General features: G+C 33.0%; 16 protein-coding genes. 3 read left to right on the top strand and 13 right to left on the bottom strand.

Translation table 11 applies throughout. The features are described 5' to 3' along the window. Positions 1-60: 60 nt before the first annotated feature. The 7 genes from BST92_RS01385 to BST92_RS01415 all read right to left on the bottom strand — a co-directional run bounded on the left by BST92_RS01385 (position 61) and on the right by BST92_RS01415 (position 13535). Positions 61-3522, bottom strand: coding sequence for a hypothetical protein (locus BST92_RS01385; RefSeq protein WP_105069850.1), 3462 nt, complete (start codon positions 3520-3522; stop codon positions 61-63). A gap of 119 nt (positions 3523-3641) precedes the next feature. Next, complete coding sequence (locus BST92_RS01390) at positions 3642-4541, bottom strand: glycoside hydrolase family 16 protein (RefSeq protein ID WP_146105077.1); 900 nt, start codon at positions 4539-4541, stop codon at positions 3642-3644. Continuing rightward, positions 4507-6426 (bottom strand): glycosyl hydrolase family 16, encoded by a 1920-nt coding sequence (locus BST92_RS01395; protein WP_211292411.1) that lies wholly within the window; start codon positions 6424-6426, stop codon positions 4507-4509. Before BST92_RS01395 ends, BST92_RS01390 begins: the two co-directional genes overlap by 35 nt. Before the next feature lie 13 nt (positions 6427-6439). Next, positions 6440-9565 carry a glycoside hydrolase family 2 TIM barrel-domain containing protein gene (locus tag BST92_RS01400; RefSeq protein ID WP_105069851.1) on the bottom strand — a complete coding sequence of 1042 codons (3126 nt, stop codon included), beginning with the start codon at positions 9563-9565 and terminating at the stop codon, positions 6440-6442. 289 nt (positions 9566-9854) lie between these two features. Then, positions 9855-10685, bottom strand: coding sequence for a triple tyrosine motif-containing protein (locus BST92_RS01405; RefSeq protein WP_281257031.1), 831 nt, complete (start codon positions 10683-10685; stop codon positions 9855-9857). 2 nt (positions 10686-10687) lie between these two features. Further along, positions 10688-12637, bottom strand: coding sequence for a ligand-binding sensor domain-containing protein (locus BST92_RS01410; protein ID WP_146105078.1), 1950 nt, complete (start codon positions 12635-12637; stop codon positions 10688-10690). A gap of 130 nt (positions 12638-12767) precedes the next feature. Further along, positions 12768-13535: a 3'-5' exonuclease gene (locus BST92_RS01415; RefSeq protein ID WP_105072164.1), complete on the bottom strand. Its 768-nt coding sequence runs from the start codon at positions 13533-13535 to the stop codon at positions 12768-12770. A gap of 191 nt (positions 13536-13726) precedes the next feature. On the opposite strand from BST92_RS01415, the gene BST92_RS01420 reads away from it, so the two are divergent. Continuing rightward, entirely contained in the window at positions 13727-14110 is a 384-nt protein-coding gene (locus BST92_RS01420) for a hypothetical protein (RefSeq protein WP_105069854.1), read from the top strand. Here BST92_RS01420 and BST92_RS01425 read toward each other — a convergent pair. The 6 genes from BST92_RS01425 to BST92_RS01450 all read right to left on the bottom strand — a co-directional run bounded on the left by BST92_RS01425 (position 14094) and on the right by BST92_RS01450 (position 19233). Next, the gene (locus BST92_RS01425) at positions 14094-15392 is read right to left on the bottom strand and encodes an O-antigen translocase (RefSeq protein ID WP_105069855.1); all 1299 of its coding nucleotides are present in this window, start codon (positions 15390-15392) and stop codon (positions 14094-14096) included. The genes BST92_RS01420 and BST92_RS01425 overlap by 17 nt on opposite strands. Further along, the gene (locus BST92_RS01430; RefSeq protein WP_105069856.1) at positions 15392-16483 is read right to left on the bottom strand and encodes a DegT/DnrJ/EryC1/StrS family aminotransferase; all 1092 of its coding nucleotides are present in this window, start codon (positions 16481-16483) and stop codon (positions 15392-15394) included. The genes BST92_RS01425 and BST92_RS01430 overlap by 1 nt, the downstream gene beginning before the upstream one ends. 53 nt (positions 16484-16536) lie before the next feature. Beyond that, positions 16537-16836 (bottom strand): hypothetical protein, encoded by a 300-nt coding sequence (locus tag BST92_RS01435; protein WP_146105079.1) that lies wholly within the window; start codon positions 16834-16836, stop codon positions 16537-16539. Positions 16837-16838: 2 nt separating this feature from the next. Further along, the gene (locus BST92_RS01440; RefSeq protein WP_105069858.1) at positions 16839-17777 is read right to left on the bottom strand and encodes a GNAT family protein; all 939 of its coding nucleotides are present in this window, start codon (positions 17775-17777) and stop codon (positions 16839-16841) included. Between the two features lie 95 nt (positions 17778-17872). After that, positions 17873-18673, bottom strand: coding sequence for a tetratricopeptide repeat protein (locus tag BST92_RS01445; RefSeq protein ID WP_105069859.1), 801 nt, complete (start codon positions 18671-18673; stop codon positions 17873-17875). After that, positions 18670-19233 (bottom strand): RNA polymerase sigma factor, encoded by a 564-nt coding sequence (locus BST92_RS01450; protein ID WP_105069860.1) that lies wholly within the window; start codon positions 19231-19233, stop codon positions 18670-18672. Before BST92_RS01450 ends, BST92_RS01445 begins: the two co-directional genes overlap by 4 nt. Before the next feature lie 142 nt (positions 19234-19375). On the opposite strand from BST92_RS01450, the gene BST92_RS01455 reads away from it, so the two are divergent. Both BST92_RS01455 and BST92_RS01460 read left to right on the top strand, forming a co-directional pair. Then, a complete protein-coding gene (locus tag BST92_RS01455) occupies positions 19376-19717 on the top strand; it encodes a hypothetical protein (protein ID WP_105069861.1) in 342 nt (113 codons plus the stop codon). Between the two features lie 37 nt (positions 19718-19754). Next, positions 19755-22463: a CHAT domain-containing protein gene (locus BST92_RS01460; RefSeq protein WP_105069862.1), complete on the top strand. Its 2709-nt coding sequence runs from the start codon at positions 19755-19757 to the stop codon at positions 22461-22463. Positions 22464-22659: the final 196 nt, after the last annotated feature.

A 22659-nucleotide genomic window follows, 5' to 3' on the forward strand; every position in this document is an offset into this window, starting at 1 on the left:
TTATCAAGATGTTGTGATGATACGCTTTTGCGAAAGCGATAACAGATCAACAACACTGATTTACTTATTCAGGTTTACTTTTATCCATTTAATTTTATGTCTACGCTTAAATAACATTTCACTTGTAACTCTATCTAGACTAAGGCCATCAAAAGTTACTTCATGACCATCATTAAACATCACAAGGATGTTTTCAGCAATGCTTTGGGTATAGATTATAGGCACCTGACAATATGTAAATGCCAGTGATCCTGTATTAACTTTTAAAATTTGCTTTTTTTGATGTACATCTACATAATAAAAGTCTTGAGCATAATCTAAAAACTCTGATTTTCGTAGCATGCTAGGTTTAAAGGAAAGAATACCATCAGTAACCACAAGACCTAACTCGCCAAAACGGCTTAAAATATCTTCCTTAACCTGCCCAGTCATTCCTGGTTGTTGGGCACCTTTTGTACCTGGCGTATGTGAATATGGATCTGTAGGTACGGCACCATAAAGTTCAGGTGATTTATGAGCACCTATTCCTGCTTGAATCTCAAAATAGTGATCAAACATTTTCCCGATAATCTTATCGTTAGCTCCTTCATTAACTGCTTTTAAACAGCACTCTTGTACTGCAAGCAATAGTTTAGAAACCATATGCCAGTATATAGAACCTAATCCTTCATAACCGAAGAATGTACCCGACCTACCGGTAAAGGCTTTATGATTAAAAACCGCTTCAAAAGTTTTCTCTAGTTGTCTTTGTTCTTTTAAGACTAAATCTTTGTAATCGCCATTAGATAAATTCTTCAGTGCCTTTTTAAGACTGTTAATGTTATTAAAGTTAGCATTGAAGTGATAGTCTCCAGTATTATCTTGGACTACTATTTGCTGATTACCGTTTTTAAGAAGTTGCTGCAGTAATTGTGACTTTGCAACCAACTCTTGAGGTATTATATTCTTCTCCTCAAATCCAGGTAAATCTTTATTAGGATATAGGATATAGCTGTACTGGTCTTCTCTAAATAATGCGCTGGATTTTAATCCATCCATTACCTCAAGTGCCTGTTTAGAGTTTAAGTAACCAGAACTTAATACCGCTACCTGACCTTCTAACATTTCAGATAAGTAAGAAACACTTACGTCTCCATTATCTTCTACAGTCATAAGATTATAGGCATGATACATACCGTCTGCACGTTTATTTGCGTCTATGCTGTGGTCTAAGTATTTTAAAGTGATTTCTATAAACTCTAATAAATTACTTTTAGAAATTTCTTTTTTATCGCCTGAGAAGTTGTTGTTATAAATTCCAGATCTATAGTTACTTGCTGGTTGAGAAACACCATCTAGAACAGCTCTACGTTGAGTATCATTCATAGCGCCATCAAGTAATCCTTGATGATCCTTTAAGGTCTTGCTTACACCTGCAAAAAATACTTCTAGCTCCTGAGAAACTGCAGTAGTTTCAAAATCAGCATTTTTAATGAAGTCATTAAAGTATTTTAAGAAACGTCTTAGGTAATATAATGTTACCATGGAAACTCCATTTCCTACCAGCGCATTATTTGCATCGTTCCATTCTGGACGTTGAGTGTTTAACCATATACCAGCTTCAGGGATAAGATTAGAAACTTTAGCAAGAACCGTTGCTAGTAATTTTTCAACTAGATTTACTCTATAAACATGACCTGATGTGTCTCTTAATAACGCACCATCTGCTCCTATTTCTTCTCTTCTTTCTTCTATGACTTCTTGCAAACGATAATCAAAGTCTATGGTGTCTTTAGGATTCTCTAAGATATCTGCGTACTCCTTAATTTTATAAGGAACGTTTGCATATACAAATAGATCTTCATTTAAGAAGCTATCCAACTTACCAGGATAGTAATCTTTAATAAACTCTAAGAATTTAAGTAGATAAATGATCTGGTGATCACCCCAATATCCTATATAAGACCATGGATCATCTTCTTCTATAACTTCCCAATCAAATCCACCTTTAGTAACTCGATATGGGTTATAACCATCAAACGTAGTTGCATTTAGGAACTTATGAATCATTCCATCTATAAACTCTGGATAGGAATGTGCTAGTGCTTCCCAATTCTGGAAAATATCACGCCAGTTACCTTCATAGTCTAAGATTTTTGACCCATCCACTTCACTACGTGTATTGATTGAAAACTTATTCCATGGTCGACTAGGATCGCCATGTCTCCTACTAAATTTAAGTGGCAGATACTCTATAATTAATCTTTTAAAATCTGCATGATTACTTGAATAAGCAATCTTTGTTATAAGATTGTGATTAAATGTATCTGGTAGCTCATTAAGCAAGTCTATACAATCATTATAAACCTCTCTATTTGCTGCTTTTAAATATTCTTCAAAATCATCTTTTTCAATAACGTAGTTATTATCAAAAATTCCACCTCGCATGATATTAAACATCGTGTTTGCAAAGTGTCGGTTATTAATCAATGGATCTGCAGTTAATTGCAATCCGTCTGACGCTGCTATAAGATTGATAAGTTTTTGCGAACCTAATTCTATGTTTTCTTTAATCTTGTTGATAAGATCTGCATCTGTCTCAATCTGTTTTGAAATATCATTGATAGATACGATATTCTTATTGACGTCTGCCATGTAATACCATTCCTTACTACTGTTTCCAGCAACTTCCATTTCTGAAACTGTGAAATAAGCGCCTTTCTCTGCCTTTATATCAGTCTCTCCAAGAACATTGTAACCTTTTCTAAAACTATCTAATTGAAGACTGGATAATAAATAAGTAGGATTATCTACATTTAAAGACCATACAATATTTGCCTTAAGTGCCTCACTAGGTTCTGCTTTATCTACAATTACTGCACTAAGCGCTATAATGCCTATCCCTGTTCCTTCCTTAAGTTCAGTACGTTTATAAGCATCAACTAGATTGCTAGAAGCTTTTTGCAAATCTTCTCCTACTGTTGCAGGTAGTAAGTTTTGTAATCCATCTAGAACGGTCATTTTTACTTCATCTGAACTACCATTAATGATTTCAGACTTTCTCACAAAACCATAGATATCACTTGAGTTCCATGAATATCTATACGTTAAGTTCAAATCATGGTTGATCTCTTCAAAAACCAACTTATTACCATATACATTTTTGTATAAATTACGAGAGGTTTTATAAATCCCAGTATATCTATTTGAGAAAGGTTCCCATAGTAAGTCACGATTTTCTTTATGAAGTCTGATAATCGTTTTACTTCCTGTTATATCATTAGATTCTGTAATTTTATCATCAGTATAGTATGGGAATAATGCAGCGTCACTGTTTTTACGACCTGCAGTAAGGCCACCATTACTAGAGATAAACATCCAGTGATTTGAATCGCTCACAATGCTCATAAAAAATGGACGCATCGCATCATGATTACTTATTTTATAATATTTCTCATTTTGAAAATCGACTAACTCTCCTTTTACTTCATTATATTGAGAAGTGGCTTTTAGATTTCCTAGATATATATCTTTATTGGTCATTATTTTAAATTATAGTAAAACTGCTATTAGAATTTGAAATTGATTAAAATCCAAGATGCTGTTGATGATTCCGCTTTCGCGAAAGCGTCATGCAAAATCTTAATTCAACATGATATTATTTACTCGTAGATGCGTATATAATCCACGTACATAGTTTGAGGAAAAACGGTTTGTTGATTTGGGGCACCTACAAAAGAACCACCTACTGCAAGATTCATAATAATGTAGAAGTCGTTATCATTAAAAACCCATTCTCCATTCACATCATCTGGAGTAATCTGATTGTACAGCACATCATCGACATAATAATTAATGTAATCTGGTCCCCATTCTATTCCGAAAATGTGAAAGTCTGTATCAAATCGATCATTTACGAGGTCATAGGATTTAGTAACCGCACTACCACCAGAATAGCCTGGTCCATGTACACTACCCAATACAATTGTAGGATCCTGACCACGGTATTCCATGATATCAATTTCCCCAATTTGAGGCCATGTTTGCGCCCCGTTTGCATCATCACCTAACATCCAAAAGGCAGGCCAGATACCTTGTCCCCATGGTAGTTTAATTCTAGCTTCAAAACGACCAAATTTTCTTTGATACTTTCCTTTGGTTAACATTCTAGCAGATGTAAATCCAGCACCTTGAAAATTTTCTTGAAGGGCTGTTATTTTTAGCATACCATTTTCAACGCTTACGTTTTCTGTACGATCGGTATAATATTGTAATTCGTTATTTCCCCATCCTGGTATACCTTGGTCTGCACCATTACCGATATCAAATCCCCATAAAGTTGGGTCTGGAGCTCCATCTACATCAAACTCATCTGAAAGGACTAAGTTTTTTAACGTAGTTACAGTTTGCTTTTCATCTGTAGAACAGCTATTACCTAATAGTATAAAACTTACAGCTATGGATAGAACAGATAATTTATACATGGTGTGATTTTTATTTAATTTCATAATTCTTTTCTTTCTCCTATTAATTACGGAAGTATAAATTATCGATATAAACATCTGCACTTTCAAAAGGCTGAGCAACTATTATATACTGACCTATATTTGAAGTATTTAACAATCCGGTAAAATCTGTCAGTGGTATATCATGGCTTACCCATTGTCCTGTTGCTGGATTAGAAATGGTAATCTCATGTTCAGAATCATCTGGTGTACCTATCGTATTATCTGCTCCTAAGTCAACCAATTTAATAGCAAAGGAAGAATAGTTTGCAGACCAAGTGTCTATTCTTAAATGTGTCATGGCACTGGCGTCTACCGTACTTGAAATAGTTTCAATACCAGCAAATCCTAATGAAGTATATTTCTTTATATTATCACCTGCAACTACTTCATCAGTGAGTACCGTAGGTGTTGATGACCATGGCGTTCTAAACGTGTCCACGGCTACATCTGTATAGGCATCACTGTAGATTGAAATCACATTAGATGCGGCATCTGATGGAATTGCCGCCGCAGTGGTAGGTGATGTAGGTTCTCCATAGAAATAGATGTTATCCAAATAAAAGTTAGGTAGCACAGAAAAATTAACGGTCTCGTATATAATAAGTCCGATGTTATTTCTTTGAGTAAGAGTAATTGGAATTTCAAGTGTTGCCCAAGTATCTGCAGTAAAATCAGAGCTATTAAAAAATACTTGTTGGCGTGTATCATCTCCACCACCATCAACCTGATCAGGACCAAAATCAACTATAGATATTAAGAAATCGAGACCTGCTGGAACACTACCTGGTATGTACATATTTAAATGTAAGTTGGACTTTTCAGTAGCATCAACTGTTGGGTTTGCAAATTGATTCCCCACAAAATTGAAGTTTGTATAGTTTAAAATGTTATCACCATTAACTACAAAATCAGCCGATAAAGTAGTTTGAAATGGTTCCCAAAAGCCATTATAAAAATCTACAGGAACATTAGTATAAGTATCGCTAAAAATTGAAATCACATTAGCAGGGCTTCTTGTAGGTGTAGGTGCTAGAATAAAATTACCTAAGGAATTAATTGTTATGGAACCAGCCGCATCATTACCACCTAGAGAAGCTGTAATCTCACTAGAACCTGATGTGATTACACTTATAATACCAGTAGCATCAACGGTAGCAACATTAGTATCTGAAGAGTTGAACTCAAAATAAGCAGGTGCTGCCACTACTGATATATCGCCAGCAGAAGCTACATTGAACGTTTGTATTAAATCGGTTACAGGAGTTGTTACGCCAGTAAAAGAGCTTACAATAACGTCTTGTCCGTTTACAATGGAAGGCCTAGGTTGAGCTATAGTACCTAACTTTTCAAATTTAAGTTCATCAATCCATAAGGTATATCCAGAACCACCAGTTCCCTGAGTTCCTGCAGCATATCTTAACATACCACGTTCTTGAGTTAATTTTGAAGGATCTGGAATAGGTACGATATATTTAGTCCAATTAGTTCCAATACTCACATTAGTTCTAGTTGCAACAAATCTATTTTCTAAAAAATCCTCTCCAAAACCTATTTCACCAATCATAACACCTTGCGATGCTTTTGCCCAGAATGTTAAAGCGTCGTATTCTGTTAAATCGCGTCCAGCACCATCTATTCTAAAAATACCACCTGCATAAGCACCTTCCGGATCATTATCGTTAGGTACATCTATTCTTATAGATGCGGCACTTTGATATCCTTCAGAGTTGTCAACAGAAAAAGCGGTAAACTTTGAATCTGCATATGGGAAATAAAAATCACTTCCCAATCCAATCGGTGTATCGATAAAAATTTCTCCTGTTTTAGGAAATGTTGCAGCAACAACATCGTCTGACAAATCTCTTTCACAACTAACGGTTAATAAGAATACCGCTAGTAAAAAAGAAACTTTTAAAAAATTAATGTTTGAATTTTTCATTTCTATTATCTTTTTATTTACCTATATTAATATGAACATAGGTTCTTATTTCCCATTCAGATCCATTAGGGAATCCAACTGGGCTTATGATTGGTTGATTAGCAAAAGGTTCTGCTTGATTAGGGCTATATCTAGGTGAAAATTCATTAAGAGATCTCCAAGTTCCCATGATACCAATTCTGGTATCTGGCAGGATAAACCAATCTGGCTTACCAAGAGTTGTAGAGATATCTAAAGACATTTGCAACGGATAAGTAAGATTAAAATCTCTATGATAATCAAAAGGACCCCAATCATTAACTTTTACTGCTCCTGTAACTTTTACTTTTTTATAAATGAACCTAACATCACCACCACCACGTTTAATTAATCTTTCATCACTACCATTTGCTTGCGCGGTACCGTAATACATGTTTGCAATTAAACCTAATTCTGGTGTTAACTTAGAGACAACTCTTGAATGTGCTTCCCACAAATCTTCTGCAGGTGCAGAGTTAGGAAAAATCAAGAAATCTCGTGTGTCAGAAAATCCAATGGCTGCATCTTGCGCTGTTGGATGCTTGCGATAAACAAAACCGATATTCATAGCAAATTTTGCATCTTCAGACCTATCATTATCCCATTCATACATCCATGTTGCTGGAGTTGGGTCATAACTCAATAAGATTTCACCTGCTGTAGTTTCTCTGTTGCTTCTTACAGAAAAAGGATCTTGAATTATATTTCTAAGTCTTCCAGGAGCTCCAACATCGTTAGGCATAGGACCTACTATTGGTTTTTGCCATAAAAAGTTAGGTGCTATTTGGAAGTCACCAACAGAGTAAGTGAAACCAGCTAAGATGTTAGTCTGATTTCCTCCTCCAGATTCTTTTAATCTCCATCCGGTAAACGTTTGTGTATAATCACCTCCGTTACTAGCAACTAAGCCAAATGCTCCAGCTTGTGCATATGCATTCACTCTACCACTTTGGTAAGTCATTTTGATCTTACCACCAAAATTATCAGAATCTTGAATCTTGTCAGTTAATACCGTATAATTCCCAGATGTACCTTCAGCTACTTGAAACTCTCGTCCATTAAGCGGTGATCCACCCCAAATACCACCTACTTCTAGACCAATATCTCCAAATTTACGAGCGGCATGAAACGTTACTCTTCTCGTCTTAGGCTGTGGAATAGCGATAGAACTTACTGCTCCACCTAAATTATCAAGATCCTCGTGGTAGATACCTGTTATATTATATTTACCAACTTGACGACTATATTTTAAAAGTATAGCAGGATTTGCACCCCACCAAAGTTGAGGACCAAAAGCTGCTTTAAAACCTTTAAGTGCTCTTTTTCCATCCACTTCCATCCCAAGAGTCTCTCCATTGTATATATCTAAATTAGGTCCATAATTTGCCTCTGGATAAAGCCCGAAAAAGTCTCCTTCATAACCCCAATGATAATGTCCTGTTCTATAAAAACCTCTTGCATCAAAATCTTTTGCATTCCATTCATAACTTGCATTATAAATTTGAACTCTATTTTGATCAATAAGGTCAATTGCACCATCTTGCGAGTCAACAGTTATTTGTCTGCCTCTATTCTCATAAAAGATTTCATTAATAGGATTCTCAGCAACATTACCTAATATATTGACATTAACCTCTGCTCTCATATTTGCAGCAGGATTTCCTTCAACTCCAATAAAATAGGACTGCATGTGATCAAAACCTTGTTCATCAGGAACAGCATCAGAATTCGGGTCAGCTACTTCTGGTGTTGTAATCAAAGAACCACCCGTACTAAACGTTGTAAATTTTGCACTTAAATTACTTATACGTATTTTTTCACTGTTACCACCACCGCTCATTGCGGCTTTATCACCGCGCGCTCTTAGTACGGCGTCCATTAGATTAATATTCTTAAAATAGTTATCTACAAAATTCAAATCAATATTAGACCCGTAAGGATCTAACTTATGCACCTCTTTAAGCGTGTAGTAAGCTGCTCGAGGATATAATGTGTAAAGTCCACGAGGATTTGTAGGTCCTTTAGCGCAAATACCAAACCATTCCTCATTCATATTATTCTCTCCAGGCACTAGATCAAGATCATATCCTCCGTTTGACCACGATGCATTATTGTCGTGTACATCAAGATTCTTAGTCTGTCCAAACTTCCACCATCCGTCACTAAATTGGAATGTGAATCCTCCTATAGCATTACCGTTCGATTCCATGCCAGCGACATTTTTATAAATATCTTTCCAGTTATTCAACATGTAATAAGCTTGAGATTTTTGGTCTTCCTGATTTTCAATCACATTGAAAGCATCTGCACCAAACTCGGTAAACATTAAGGGTTTATTGAGTTTCTCTTTAACCGTTTTAAAAGCATCAGTAAAAGTTTTACCTCTATACATGTTGGTTCCAAGGATATCGATGTCTTTACATTCTTCAGCAATGATGTCGATAAATAATAAATCACCATTACAAATTGCCATCGGGTGATTGCTATCTATAGACTTCATCTTAACTACTGCTTCATTAAATATTTGATACATTGCCCTAGCTCGCTTTGTAGACTTCCTGTCTTCAACTGGTATATCTTCTGTTTCTGCACCATCCCAAAATAATCCATAGTTATTTTCATTTCCTAATAGAAAAATTAAGATTCCTCGTGTGTCTTTATAAGAAGAAACCATATCAGTAGCTTCTTGAAGTAATAATTTTCTAGTTGCATCATCACCATACTCAGTATTTGCAACCCAAGATCCATTGACATTCAAACCATATCTACCAAAAGAATGATTTAACATAGTATAGATACCATAATTATCATATATATATGTTATCCATTTAGGAGGCACACCAGTATATTGCCTAATGGTATTAACACCCATATTTTGAAGTAATCCCATCTCAGCATCTAATGCCGCTTTAATAACATCATCTGATTGATTCCAAAGACTATAATTAAAATTGGTACCTATTGGGAAGTAGTCCCAGTTCATACCGTTAATGATAAAGGGTTCATTGTCTACTAAAAGTACATGACCGGCTTCATTATATTTTAATGAAATTTGTGGGTTCTGAGCAAACGCAACTAATCCACAAAACAGCCACATTATACTTAAACAGATATTCTTCATATTAAATCATTTAAAAGTTTATAGAAATCGATTTCGCTACATAAATCAAACTAGAAAACTTAAAATTTATATGAGTTAAAAATATCCTTGTTATTTCAGATAAAAAAAAAGCTACCACAACAAAAAGCATACAGAATGAGAAAAACTAGCATTAAGTTCTACGCGATAACAAAATAGATGCAATACACTTATAAACAGTACTTTACATTGTAAAAAATACTACTGGGATTGTGTCAACTAAATAATGTAAAGTTAATGTTGAGTTATTTAGCTGTAAAGAATCTAATATTTATATCTCAACAATATAACTAGTAAGACTATCTTCACGAGACAAATCTAGTTTTTTACGCAAACGATATCGCTTTATCTCAACACTTCGAGGAGAAATATTTAATAAAGGAGCAATTTCTTTAGATGATAGATTTAATCTAAGATAAACACAAAGTCTTAAATCTCCAGAAGTCAACGACGGATGCAATTCCTTTATTTTTTTGAAAAAATCTTTATCAGCGTTATTAAAAGCTTCTTCAAAGGTTAGCCAATCTTGTTTACTATTTAGGTTCTTATCGAGCATCTTTTTTAAAGACTTTGACTCTACAGTTTTGGGAAGATTATTTAATTCTTCCTTTAACTCATTAAGGGTTTCGTTCTTTTTTATCATTGCCATTGTAGAAATGGCCAGTTCTTTATTTCTATGCTCAATGTCACTACGTAATTTTGCATTACGCAATTCTATTAAATTCTTCTCATTAGTAAGGTTTTTTAATTCCAGTTCTTTTTGTTGTTTGAGAAGAGCTCTTTCTTTTTGTCTTTTAAAATACCAAATGTAAAATCCATTTAAGGCTATGACTAATAAAATCAATAAAACTATATAAATTGCAATTGCAAGATTTGTCAAGTAATAAGGTCTTGCTATCGTAAATGAATAGTTATCAATGTTTGAAGAAATTGTTTCATTTACCCTAGACCTAACTTCAAAAGTATAATCACCATATGATAAGTTTTTTAATTCTACAGAGGTATCCTTAACCCAATTACTCCATGATTCATTCAGTTCTAATACTCTATATTGATACATGACAGTATTTAAAGAACTATAAGATGGTGCACTATAATTAATTTTTAAAAATTATTTTTATAAGGAATTAAAGGAGCCTCTTTTAAACTAAACAATACAGGTATACCATCCTGAAACGACTTAACAGCATTAATATATACTTTATTATTTGTGACTGCTTTTTTATTTAGTTTAATAGTTGTGTAACCATAAGATGAACCTAATAAATAATCATGAGTACTTAAGGCACTTAAATTTTCATAACCAACTTTTTCATTTCGCAACTCCTTACTTAAAAAAACTTTCTCAACAGCATATGTACCATCAATATCTTCAATGCTTATTCTAGAAATATAATCTTTATTAAAAAGCCACAAGAAGTCATTACTCTCTACAAGAGTACCCGATGTATAAATTTCCTGACTAACAAGCTCACTTAACTCTTCATTGACAGAAAAAGTTTCTTTATCAAACGGTTTGGTATACACAGCATCACGCTTAGCATAAATAATATTATCCTTAAACATGATCATGTCAGACCCTATACCTTTTCCTAATATATCAATTGTATCAATTTGCTCAATCCCATTCAAAGAATCATTTAAAGAAAGTTTAAACACTCCTTTATATTCATGATTTACATAAATATCGCGGTTTTTGTCAACAACGACATCTTTAGAGCTGATATTAAAACCTTTCACTTTGTTTCTAACCGTCCAAGAATTACCATTTTGACTTAAAAAATACAATCCATTGTAAGTGCCTGCTAATAATAAATTAGAATCATCAACTATTTTATGAGTCTGCCATGTACCTATGGTTCCAGGAATGCGCTTAGCTTCAAAATCGTCTACTAGGAATATACCGGCATGATGATTACAATACAATTGTCCATTAATATTTGTTAAAGACCATACCTGTCCTTGTGTTCCTTCTATAAATGTAAACTCAGTTTTATCTTCTCTTTTATAAAACAGACCTTGATTGGTCCCCACATAGAGTATGTTCTCTAATTTATAAGATGCGTAAACGGTACCTAATTTACCGTCACGATCATGAAATATACCATAGGCAGAATCAACATTAACACAGCTAATACCATTGTCTAAACCTAACCAAACGTTCTTATTTGAATCTTCAAATATGGCTAGGCAAGTATTATTTATTAAACCATCACTTTGATTAATGACATAATTTGTAGTACCATCAAGATTCATGGAGACAACACCATTTGATATTGTACCAAGCATTAAGCTACCATCACTTAAATACTGAGCATTATATACAGTTAGATCATAATTTAAATCAGATTTTGCAACAAAAATGGGTTTCCCATTATCTAATTTATATAAAAATGCTTTTTCAGTAATAAAATAGACATCTGAGGCATGTTCAAATAATAGTATAATAGTTTCCTCTTTAAAGAAAGTACTCTCACTAACAGATAGAGGTCGCTTGTTTGATATTGTAAATAATCCTTCCCCTAATACATGATAATAATAACTATCGCCTACCTTAAAAAATTTATTGATACTTTCATTAGATACCAGTAGTATTACTTTTCCGCTAACCACATCATACGAATAAATATGTGACAACGATTGAAACAGCACATAATCATCATTAACTATAATATTCCAGAATTGCTCATCTTCTTTTACATCTATAGTGGATGATTCTATTATCGATGTATAATTTAAAATGCCGCGGTGATCTCTTTGCCAATAACCGAAATCCATATAACATCCCGTATAAATGCGATCTCCAGAAACTTGAACAGATCTCATAATACTTTCATTTGGCGTCTTATAAAGACTCCATTGGGCTCCATTATATTCTAGTAAACCTTTATTATTAGCTATATAAATAAAATGGTTATCAGACTCAGACAACATCCAGTTTTGATTCCCAGCGCGATATTGCGATGGTTCATAATTATTTAAAGGTGGTAATTGTTGAGCACGACCACATAAAAATATTAAAGCAAATAACAAAAAAAGATGTAATGATTTCAATAGTCACAGTTTTCTCAAATGTAACTAAAATAACTCAACATACAAGCAACAGCATTTTCTCTCCTTTACTGTAAAACACTTTAAACCAATACCTAAGGATTTATTAAACAAAAAAAAGACCTTTACATTACTATTTATTAAAGCCTCTCAACTTAATGGCAGTAAGTACTTTCTTTGTATACAAAGGAAAATCTGCATTTTGAATCCAGCTGTAGTAACCAGGTTCCTTTTCTAACACATCAACTACGCTTTTACCTTTATGTTTTCCAAAGTTGAAACACTCTTCTCCTTGATCGTTAAAGGCAAGCATACCAGCAAAATCAACAGGCTTGCGACGTGTTGAAAACTCTGCCAAAGAATTCATATCATTATCAAGATCTGGATAACGATCTAACTGTCCTTTAAGAACTTCATAAGTAGCGATGGTATCTGCCTCAGCACTATGCGCATCTGTTAAATCTTTATCGCAATAAAATTTATAGGCTGCAACTAGTGTGCGTTGCTCCATTTTATGAAAAATATTTTGTACATCAATTGCATTACGATTACCCATATCAAAATCAACACCAGCACGCAACATTTCTTCTGCCAGTAATGGAATGTCAAAACGATTTGAGTTAAAGCCGGCAAGATCAGAGTCTTTAATAATATTATGTATCTCGTGTGCTAGTTCTTTAAAAGTAGGCTCATCCTTTACCATATCATCTGTAATACCGTGCACGGCAGTTGTCGCTGCTGGAATGGGTACGGTAGGATTGACGCGATAGGTATATGTTTTTTCGGTACCATCTGGCAATACTTTATGTATAGCTATTTCAACTATTCGATCTTTCGAAATATTAACGCCGGTTGTTTCAAGATCAAAAAAACAAATAGGTCTACGTAAATTAAGTTGCATGAGATGTATTTTAAAAGTCAGAGAGTTTTCTAGAATTACACTTTCGCAAAAGCGTACTTCTACAATACTCATGTATTTAAACTTTATTATTTTTACAAAGATAGCGGCTACCTATGTCAAGGCATGGAATTTGCAAAAGAATTTAATAAAAACAATTTTTAGCAAATATCAAGTTGCAATAAAACAAGAAGATGAACGTATTTAAATTATTTACAGCCTTATTTTTATTTACCATATCAATCCCTTTACAACAACAACCAGAAGGTATTCATATAACTGTTGAAAAAGGTCATAAGAAAATCATCTATTATGCAGAGAATGTTACTGATAATGATTTAGATTTATTTTTTAAGGTCAATAGTACGGGTTTTCGTCGTAGTGCAGATCGACCAATGATAGAAACTATACCTGCCAAAACTAAAAAAGCGCTCATTACTTTAATACCATTAACAGGAAAAGATACCACCCATACCTATATAGCGGTAGTAACTAAAAAAGAGCACAACATCGAATTGCGCAAAACAGACACGATCGTAAAGGATGTAATGAGGATAGATCCTAGGAAGCAGAACTAAATAATTCTTTTTTAAGTAATAACAGTACTATAAATAGATAAACCATATAGTTTGCCACATGGGCAATAACGATACCTTCCACACCATATCGAGGTAATAGAATCATACTAAAAGCATAAAAGCTTAAAACACTTACAGCTTCAGCAATTAGATATTTTTTTATGTCATTGCGCGCAATGAATTGAAAGGCTAGAACTGTAGTCACTATTTTTATGAAATCACCTAACAATTGCCATTTAAATAAAGGTTTCATTCCCTCAAACTCTTCATTGAACATATATTGAATAATGATATCTTTAGAAAAATATACTGCAATCAATCCTATAATTAAGAATGGTAAAATGGTTTTATAAAAATGTATAACTGTAGATTTAAAATGTACTGCGCTTGCATTTTTACTCAGCTTCGGCAATACATACATGCTTATAAGACTAGTTGCAAAAAGTATATAATAGTTAGATATTCTTATTACTCCTTCCCACCAGCCAGCCTCAACATCACCTACTTCTACACGTACTTCATTACGAACTAATATTGCCACTACTGGTAATAAAAATGCACTGACTAACGCCATTACACTGTAAGAAAAAAACTTTTTTGCTATAGTGGCATCCCATTTAAAACCTACAATCTCAAAAAATGATACTTGCTGATTGATTCCTTTCTTAAGAAATATAAGTCCTATACAGCATTGTATAAAAGGCACTAATACAATTCCATATAAAGCACCTGTAAGGTTATAGTTGTAAATTAAATAAGCTGATATTAAAAAGATCAGTAAACTAATAACCACTTGTAGTGTTATGTATTTTTTAAATACTTCAAAACCTTGTAACATCGAGGTTATGAATACAAAAACTACATAAAAAGGTAATGATAAAGCAAATAATCTAAAAACATTTACAAATGGTACATCTGCAGCAATTAAATAATTATCTAACCACGGTGCTGTAAAAAAAATTATAACAGACAGAAATGAACTAGAAAGAATAGATAGCAACCATGCTGTTTTGTAGTGCTTTTTTAATTGATTATAATCTTTGCGATAAGCTGCTGCATAGGATACCAGTCCATGCTCAAAACCTAAAACGGCAAATGTCTGTATCCCTTGAGTAAAATTGCGCAAATTACCCATTATAGCCATACCAGCAGCACCAGCATAGTCTGCTATAATGCGTGACATTATTGCACCAATAGCTATTTTAATAAGAATATAAACACCATTAAAACTAGCTACTTTAAGTAAAACATTTTTTGTAAAAAAACCTATGAGAGATCTCATTAATAATTATTTACAACCTTAACTATATATTCCATCTCTAGCGAAGTCATCAATGGATGGCACGGTAAACTTACTTCTGTATTATGTAATTTTTCAGTGTGTGGGAAACTTAAATCATTTAGTTCTTTAAAAGCTTCTTGTTGATGTGGCGGTACGGGATAGTGAACGTTAGTTTCAATTCCATGGTTAGACAAGTAACTTTGAAAATGTTCTCTGTCTGCCACAAAAACTGGAAACACATGCCATGAATTATGCATTAAAAACCCATCATTAGCTAACACGACATGATCATTTTTAATGTGATTAAAATAAAATTGAGCAACCGTAAAACGTTGCTTATTATCTTGATCAAGTGACGTTAATCTATTACTTAAAAAAGCAGCTTGTAAAGGATCTAATCTACTATTCACACCTTTCACAGAGTTTTGAAATCTATTATCACGACCATAATTTGCTAACTTACGAGACATAGCTGCCAGTAGATGATCATTAGTGGTAATAGCACCACCATCACCTAAGGCTCCTAAGTTTTTGGTAGGGTAAAAAGAAAATGCGCTTGCTCTTGCTATGCTTCCAGATCGTTTCCCATTAACATTAATGGCGCCATGGGATTGTGCACTATCGCAGTAGACTGGTTTTTGTTGCGCTTCCGCGAAAGCGTATACCTCATCATCTACTAGTTTACCATATAAATCTACAGTTATAATTGCATCTACCTTATGGATTTGCGCTTGTAAATCATTAACAGTTAAAAGAATGTCTGTAACATCTACAGGAACCGGCTGCATACCAGCGTGAATGATGCTCAAAAACGTTGCTATGTAGGTATGAGCAGGTAATAAAATTTTTGCGTTTTGAGGTAGGTTGCCTAATTCTTTTTCGGCCAGAAGGATTACAGTTAGAGCATCTAATCCATTTCCTGTACTCACCACATTATCAACACCACAATAATTTGCAAATTGATGTTCAAAACGTTCTACAAATGGTCCTCCTATATATCTACCAGAGTCATATACATCTTCAAAAGATTGCTGATCTTTAAGGTTAAAACGAGCATTGAGCTCACGTAATGGTAGGTAAGGAATTTTCAATTTATTTATGGATGGTTGTATTAAAACGCTACTATATATAAGAAAGTATATATCTATATCATCTTAAGTAATGCGAGTAAAATAAGTAAATATAAAAAAACAGCTAAACCTAAGAATAACAGTATATTGATCCAGAATGCTAATTTTTGGTTTTTAGTTTTTTCTTCTTTTAAACTTAGAATGGCACAGGTAAAACCTATTAAAATGCTCATGTATTGAAAAGTTATCAAATATGCAATAAGCATATCAAATTGTGAACTTGCATTACGATCTAACTGAGATAGGATTAAGAATGTGGATAATAATACTATTGATATCCATGCAAAATGTACAGAGCGCTTACTATATTTCATAATTAAACTTTGTTCCATTGTGACCTATAAACTGGTTGGTTAATTGCTCCTAATTCTTCCTTAAATCGTTGCAATCCTCGATTGATAGTACCATCATTCTCATTGACATGACCATAGTCAATAAAATAACAATTTTGATCTTTAAAATCTTTAGTCGCCTCGATATATAAATAGTCCAATGCGCTCTTATTCATCCCTTCAATTGTGGCTGCAGCATATTGTGATTTTATTATTTGTCCTTTTTTAAAGAAGATAACACCAGCTAGCGGCTCCTTCTCCTCAAACACCATGAATTGTTTGATCTGATCCGGAAATCTAGATGAGAGTAATTCTATTTCGGCAATAGTATGAACTGGACTTGCTTGATGTCGAGCACTTAATTGTGGTATTAAAATTTTATCAAAGAATGTTTTGAAATCATTATTAACCTCTAACCTCATCTTTTCAAATTTCCCATTACGATAGCCTCTCGTCTTTTTAGAAGAAATATTTATGTCTGCCTTTAAATCAACATGTAAGTTATTTAATGATTGAAAAGTATTAAAATCCAGAAAATTGAAATAATCTAACGTGTCAACATGATGTTGATTATATATCTGTGGTTGCCATCTGAATTGGACTGCGAGGTAGTTAAATTTAAGATAAAAAATAAGCTCTGTTAAGATCCTTTTCATGAATTCTTTTGAAATATCAGATTTCATAAAAATCCCTCCATAAGTTAATCCTAGATGACTGTAGAACTGTTCACCGACACTATTGCCAGGCACACATGCTACTAGAATAGCATCTTGATAAATCATCAAGCTAGCGTCTTTAAAACGATCTTGATGATAATCCATAAAATTTCTATCTAATAAAAAAGTACCATTGCAGGATTGCCTAATAAAGGCATTCCAAGCAATGGCGTTTTTTGGGTGGTATTTTTCAATAGTGATATTCAATGGAAGATATTCAGTTTGCTAAGATAGCAGAATATTAATCCATTTAATCAATAACCGTTGTAGTGTTCGTTTAAAAATTAAACTCTAGGAACGATTTATTTAAGCAACTCGATAATCTCAGTTGCTTTACTAGCATTGTATAAATTTTCTTTTTCGATTTTATTAAAAATTATCAGTGCATTAGCCTCATCTCCTTTTTTGAGATACAATAACCCTTTATACCAGTATCCTTTTTCAGCATCTAAAAAGTTACTAGAGATTAATTGATTATAAGTTGTAAGAGCCTCATCGTATGACCCCATTTCCATTAAAGAGATACCTTTTAAAAGATAAAAAGTCGGAAGATTTTGTTGTGATGTATTTATAGAGTTTTCTATAATAGGCATTGCCTCACTATATTTTTCATCTATAAACAATGCGGTCGCTTCATCTAAGGAGCCTTGGTTTTCTCCATCTCTCACGATTGAGTAAGTCAATTGATTTTTATCCAAGTAAGTAGCATATACATGCTCTGGACTTGAGTTGATCCCATTAAATTGCGAGACGCTAATTATAATAACTACAGATGCTGCGGCTGCATATATCAAATGTTTCCATCTAAAATCATACCTAGATTTAAGAGGTTCACCTGCGTGATCAATATTCTTTAAGGTTGCTTTGAGTTTAACAATATCATCATCATTAAATAAATCTTGATATTCCTTAATTACAGATTTATCTACATTATTTGCAAAGCTCCATCCTGCATCGTTAAAGGTATCATGTAATTGTTTCTCTAAAATTAATTTTTCAACAAATTTTGAATCCTGTTTTCTAATTTTAAATTGAAGATGATCCTCTTCAGTTAAAGAGTTTTTGAAATACTTTTCTAATAAAATGTCGTCTGGCGTAATCATAATTCTTTCAAGGCATTAAATCTAGGGCTACTTTTTATAAGCTCTATAAGTTTCTTTTTGCATTTAAAGACACGCTGTCTTGCGACCGTTTCAGAACTATATGCGAGATCTTTTACCATCTCGGCATAGGACACATCATTAAAAAACATTTCAAGAATTGATTTACAGTTATCTGAACTAAGGTCCAACGCTGCTTGAAATAATTCTAATCGTTCTTGTTCTAATAAAACATGTGCATCTTCATTTTTTATATAGAACTGTTCCTCCTCTATATCATTTGTTACCCAATGTGAAGATTTATTTAATTCTCTTCTCCACAAATTTTTACAAGCGGTGAATAAAAAGGCCTTAAAACTAGAATTAATTGAAAATGGATTTTTTTTGTATCTAACTGCTATTTGCACTAGTGCTTTTTGAAAGATATCCTCGGCATCCTGAACTGAACCTTTATTTTGAATCACAAATTTTTTCACCTTAGGCAAGGTGTCTTGATAGAGCTCTGAAATCACAGCAGAGTCACTCGTTAGCAAGGCTCTTAGGTATTTTAAATCATCTGCCATTTGAGCAAATATATAAGTAATTCATAAAGAGTTAATTTTTAAGGGTAACAAAAATCGACTCTAGGTAACAGTAGGGTAACATCCTAAATAATAAAACCCTACTTTTATGAAAAATTTATTTTTAAAACTGCTTTTTTGTTCGATGATCTCATTAACTATTACGTCATGTAGTGTTAATTCTCTGGAAGAAGATGACTTGAATATACAAAACAATGAACTTACGTTAAAAAGCAACACCGTTAAATCACAACTCTATGTAAGTTGGGAAACAACTGCTACCAAGGATCAAAAAATCCACTTGAGAGAAGAACTTACATACTCTCATCCATTTATTAAGTTACATTCTTTTTCAATTGATGAAAACATTCATAGTGGCGAGATTTGGGAAGTATCATTTCAACAAACTGAAGCTGAATCAACTGATCCTGTTCTATGGATAGAAGATGAAACCGTTATAGATATAGCAAGTTTTGAACCATTTTAATAATTAATGCTTAAATTAGATTTCATAATCTGTTGTTTTGAAATCTAGTTTAACCTCTATTATATTTTGGCTATTAGTAGTTTGCGCATGCAATTCTACTAGTAGCCAAACTTATTATGAGCTATTTGATAAGCTAGAAAAAAACAAAGGAATTGAAGCCCTACAGCCTCAACTAGACAGTGTATTAAGAAACACTACAGACTATTTACAGTATACTGAAATGTCTCATGATTTTTCAGTTAAATACTTCAGATTAAGAGACCATGAAGCGGCTATTAAATATGCTCAACTAGAAGTTAACTCTTTTGAAGAGCATCAAATATGGAATGAAAAATACACTAAAGCTATCTATCAACTAGCGTATTTTTATGAGCTCACTGCGCAAATTGAAGTTGCCATACAGCACTATAGTAAAGTAATTTCAGTAGAACCTAATTCCTATAAAACAATTCAATCTTACGGTAAATTAGGTGATTGTCATTATAAACTAGGAGATTATTATCAGGCAGAAATTTATTACTTAAAAGCCATTTCTGATCTAGAAAATTATAATGCTTCAGGGTTTCTTGCTTCTCAGTATTTAAATTTATCTAGAGTTTATCACACTTTAAACACTGTAGATTCTCAAGACAAAGAACTTAAAACTTTGAATAAGGTTTTAGAAATCAACAAAAAAAACCCGCTCAACGACCGTAGATTATCTATTCTATATAATAACCTGGCTAATTACTACAATAATGAAAAATCATATAATTTTAATCAAGCCAAATTATATTATCAAAAACTGCTTAATCATTCTATTGAAAAAGAAGATTCCACTTCTATAGGGATAGGTTATGGAAACCTAGGTAATCTCTATATAAAACAAGGTAGTGATAGCGCAAAGTATTATCTAAACAAGAGCTTAGACTATTCTTTATCTACAGATTCTAAAGATCGTGTATTTAAAAATATATCAGATTTTGAATTACAAAACGGCAATTCTGAAAGCTCATTAATATTTCTAAATAAAGCCATTCAGGTGAATTTCAGGAATAAAAATATTGATTTAAAAAACCCTAGCCTTGTTCATTTTAAAGATGCTATAGATCCTATAGGTGTGATAAACTCATTATCTAAAAAAGCAGAAGTTCTTTTACTGCAATATGAAGATTCAAAAAAGAAATCTTATGCGATAAAAGCTTTTAAAAATCTACAAACAGCAGACTCTCTCATTGACTATATTCAAAATTCAAATAGTGAACAAAGTTCAAAACTATACTGGCGTAAAGAAGCATCTAAAGTTTATCACTATGCCGTTTATTGTTCTTACATTTTAGATAAAACTCAACTTGCATTTGTTTATAGCGAGAAAAATAAAGCAGTATTGCTCACAGAAAATATCATTCAAAATTCCTTTGATATACCAGAATCCATTAAGAACAGGAAAAAGTTTTTAAATAATAGATTGATAGAGTATGAAAGAAAACTTGAAGAAAAGAAGGACTCAAACTCCATAAAATTTTATAATAAAGCCATACTTAATCAAAGACTTGAGATTAAAAAATACGATGATTCTATTGCAAATCATTATACTGATGGTTTAACTAAAACTTACTTGAACCAACTAACTAGCCTATCTGAAGTACAAAACGGATTAAAAAATGACGAAATGATCATTTCATACGTGTGGAATGAAGAAGTCAAGTGTAAAAATCATCTAATGTGTCTAGTAATAACGCCTGAAGATGCTCAAGTTTTTGAATTAGAACATGCAGATGATTTAAACCGTGAAATTTCACAATATTTACAACTTCTGTCTAAACCCTTCTCTACTAAAGAGGACATCAATCAATATGCGATAAAGGCAAATTCGATCTATAAAAGACTTTTCCCAATAGAAATCCAATCAAAATTAAAATCCAAAAAAATTACAATAATTGCCGATGGTCAATTACAAAACATCCCATTTGATGCTCTAATTACAGATATTGAAAAGCATAATTATCTCATTAAAGATTGTCAAATAAACTATGCCTATTCACTATCTTTTTCAAAAAGTAATGCCGCTATTAATCGTAAGGCTAGCAAAAATCTGATCACCTTCTCTCCTACTACCTTTGACCTTATAGGCTTACCTAAACTCTACAATACCAACGCAGAAATTAATTCTATCAATAAGTATATTGAAGGTGATAATTACATTAATCATATCGCTACAAAAAACAACTTTAAAAGTCTTATAGATGATTACAAAATTATTCATCTAGCCACTCATGCTAGTTCTGGAGAAGACCCGTTTATAGGCTTTCATGATAGTAAGCTAGGTATTAAAGAACTTTATTCGCTAGAAAACAATGCTCAATTAGTTTTCTTAAGTGCCTGTGATACTTCAATAGGAGAAATTATTCAAGGAGAAGGAACTTTAACTCTTGCAAGAGGTTTTTTTTATACTGGCTCGCAAGCAGTGGTCGCCTCTTTATGGAAAACCAGTGATAAGTCCACCTCTTACATTGTTGAAGATTTCTATAAAAACATTGAAGAGAAAAATGGCGTGTCGACAGCGCTACATCGTGCAAAACTTAAATATATTAAAGAACATAGTCTTTCAGACGTATCACCTTACTATTGGGCATCTTTAAAATCTATGGGAGATAATCAACCGATTGCTCTTAATAATTACAACTTCGTTTATTGGATAATTGGAGCCCTAGTCATGATACTTACTCTATTGAGCGTCCTATTTTTTAAAAATCGTAAGGCTTAATCATGCCTTAAGTTATTTCCTACTTATAACGCTTTCGCGAAAGCGTAACAACAATTACTTTAAAGATATTATTACCACTCATCTAGTTTTTAACAGCAAACTACCCAATCTGGGTAACAAAGAATTGTATTAAAGAACAATATGTTGAATGCATTCTGGGAGACTTTCTGAAAACCCATTTAACAGAGTAGGAACT

This window comes from Nonlabens arenilitoris, assembly GCF_002954765.1.
Lineage (GTDB): Bacteria > Bacteroidota > Bacteroidia > Flavobacteriales > Flavobacteriaceae > Nonlabens > Nonlabens arenilitoris.

Bases quoted from the DNA above. Each gene is read 5' to 3' on its own strand.
- BST92_RS01385 (WP_105069850.1), bottom strand. From the start codon at position 3,522: ATGACCAATAAAGATATATATCTAGGAAATCTAAAAGCCACTTCTCAA.
- BST92_RS01390 (WP_146105077.1), bottom strand. From the start codon at position 4,541: ATGTTTATATCGATAATTTATACTTCCGTAATTAATAGGAGAAAGAAA.
- BST92_RS01395 (WP_211292411.1), bottom strand. From the start codon at position 6,426: ATGAAAAATTCAAACATTAATTTTTTAAAAGTTTCTTTTTTACTAGCG.
- BST92_RS01400 (WP_105069851.1), bottom strand. From the start codon at position 9,565: ATGAAGAATATCTGTTTAAGTATAATGTGGCTGTTTTGTGGATTAGTT.
- BST92_RS01415 (WP_105072164.1), bottom strand. From the start codon at position 13,535: ATGCAACTTAATTTACGTAGACCTATTTGTTTTTTTGATCTTGAAACA.
- BST92_RS01420 (WP_105069854.1), top strand. From the start codon at position 13,727: ATGAACGTATTTAAATTATTTACAGCCTTATTTTTATTTACCATATCA.
- BST92_RS01425 (WP_105069855.1), bottom strand. From the start codon at position 15,392: ATGAGATCTCTCATAGGTTTTTTTACAAAAAATGTTTTACTTAAAGTA.
- BST92_RS01435 (WP_146105079.1), bottom strand. From the start codon at position 16,836: ATGAAATATAGTAAGCGCTCTGTACATTTTGCATGGATATCAATAGTA.
- BST92_RS01445 (WP_105069859.1), bottom strand. From the start codon at position 18,673: ATGATTACGCCAGACGACATTTTATTAGAAAAGTATTTCAAAAACTCT.
- BST92_RS01450 (WP_105069860.1), bottom strand. From the start codon at position 19,233: ATGGCAGATGATTTAAAATACCTAAGAGCCTTGCTAACGAGTGACTCT.
- BST92_RS01455 (WP_105069861.1), top strand. From the start codon at position 19,376: ATGATCTCATTAACTATTACGTCATGTAGTGTTAATTCTCTGGAAGAA.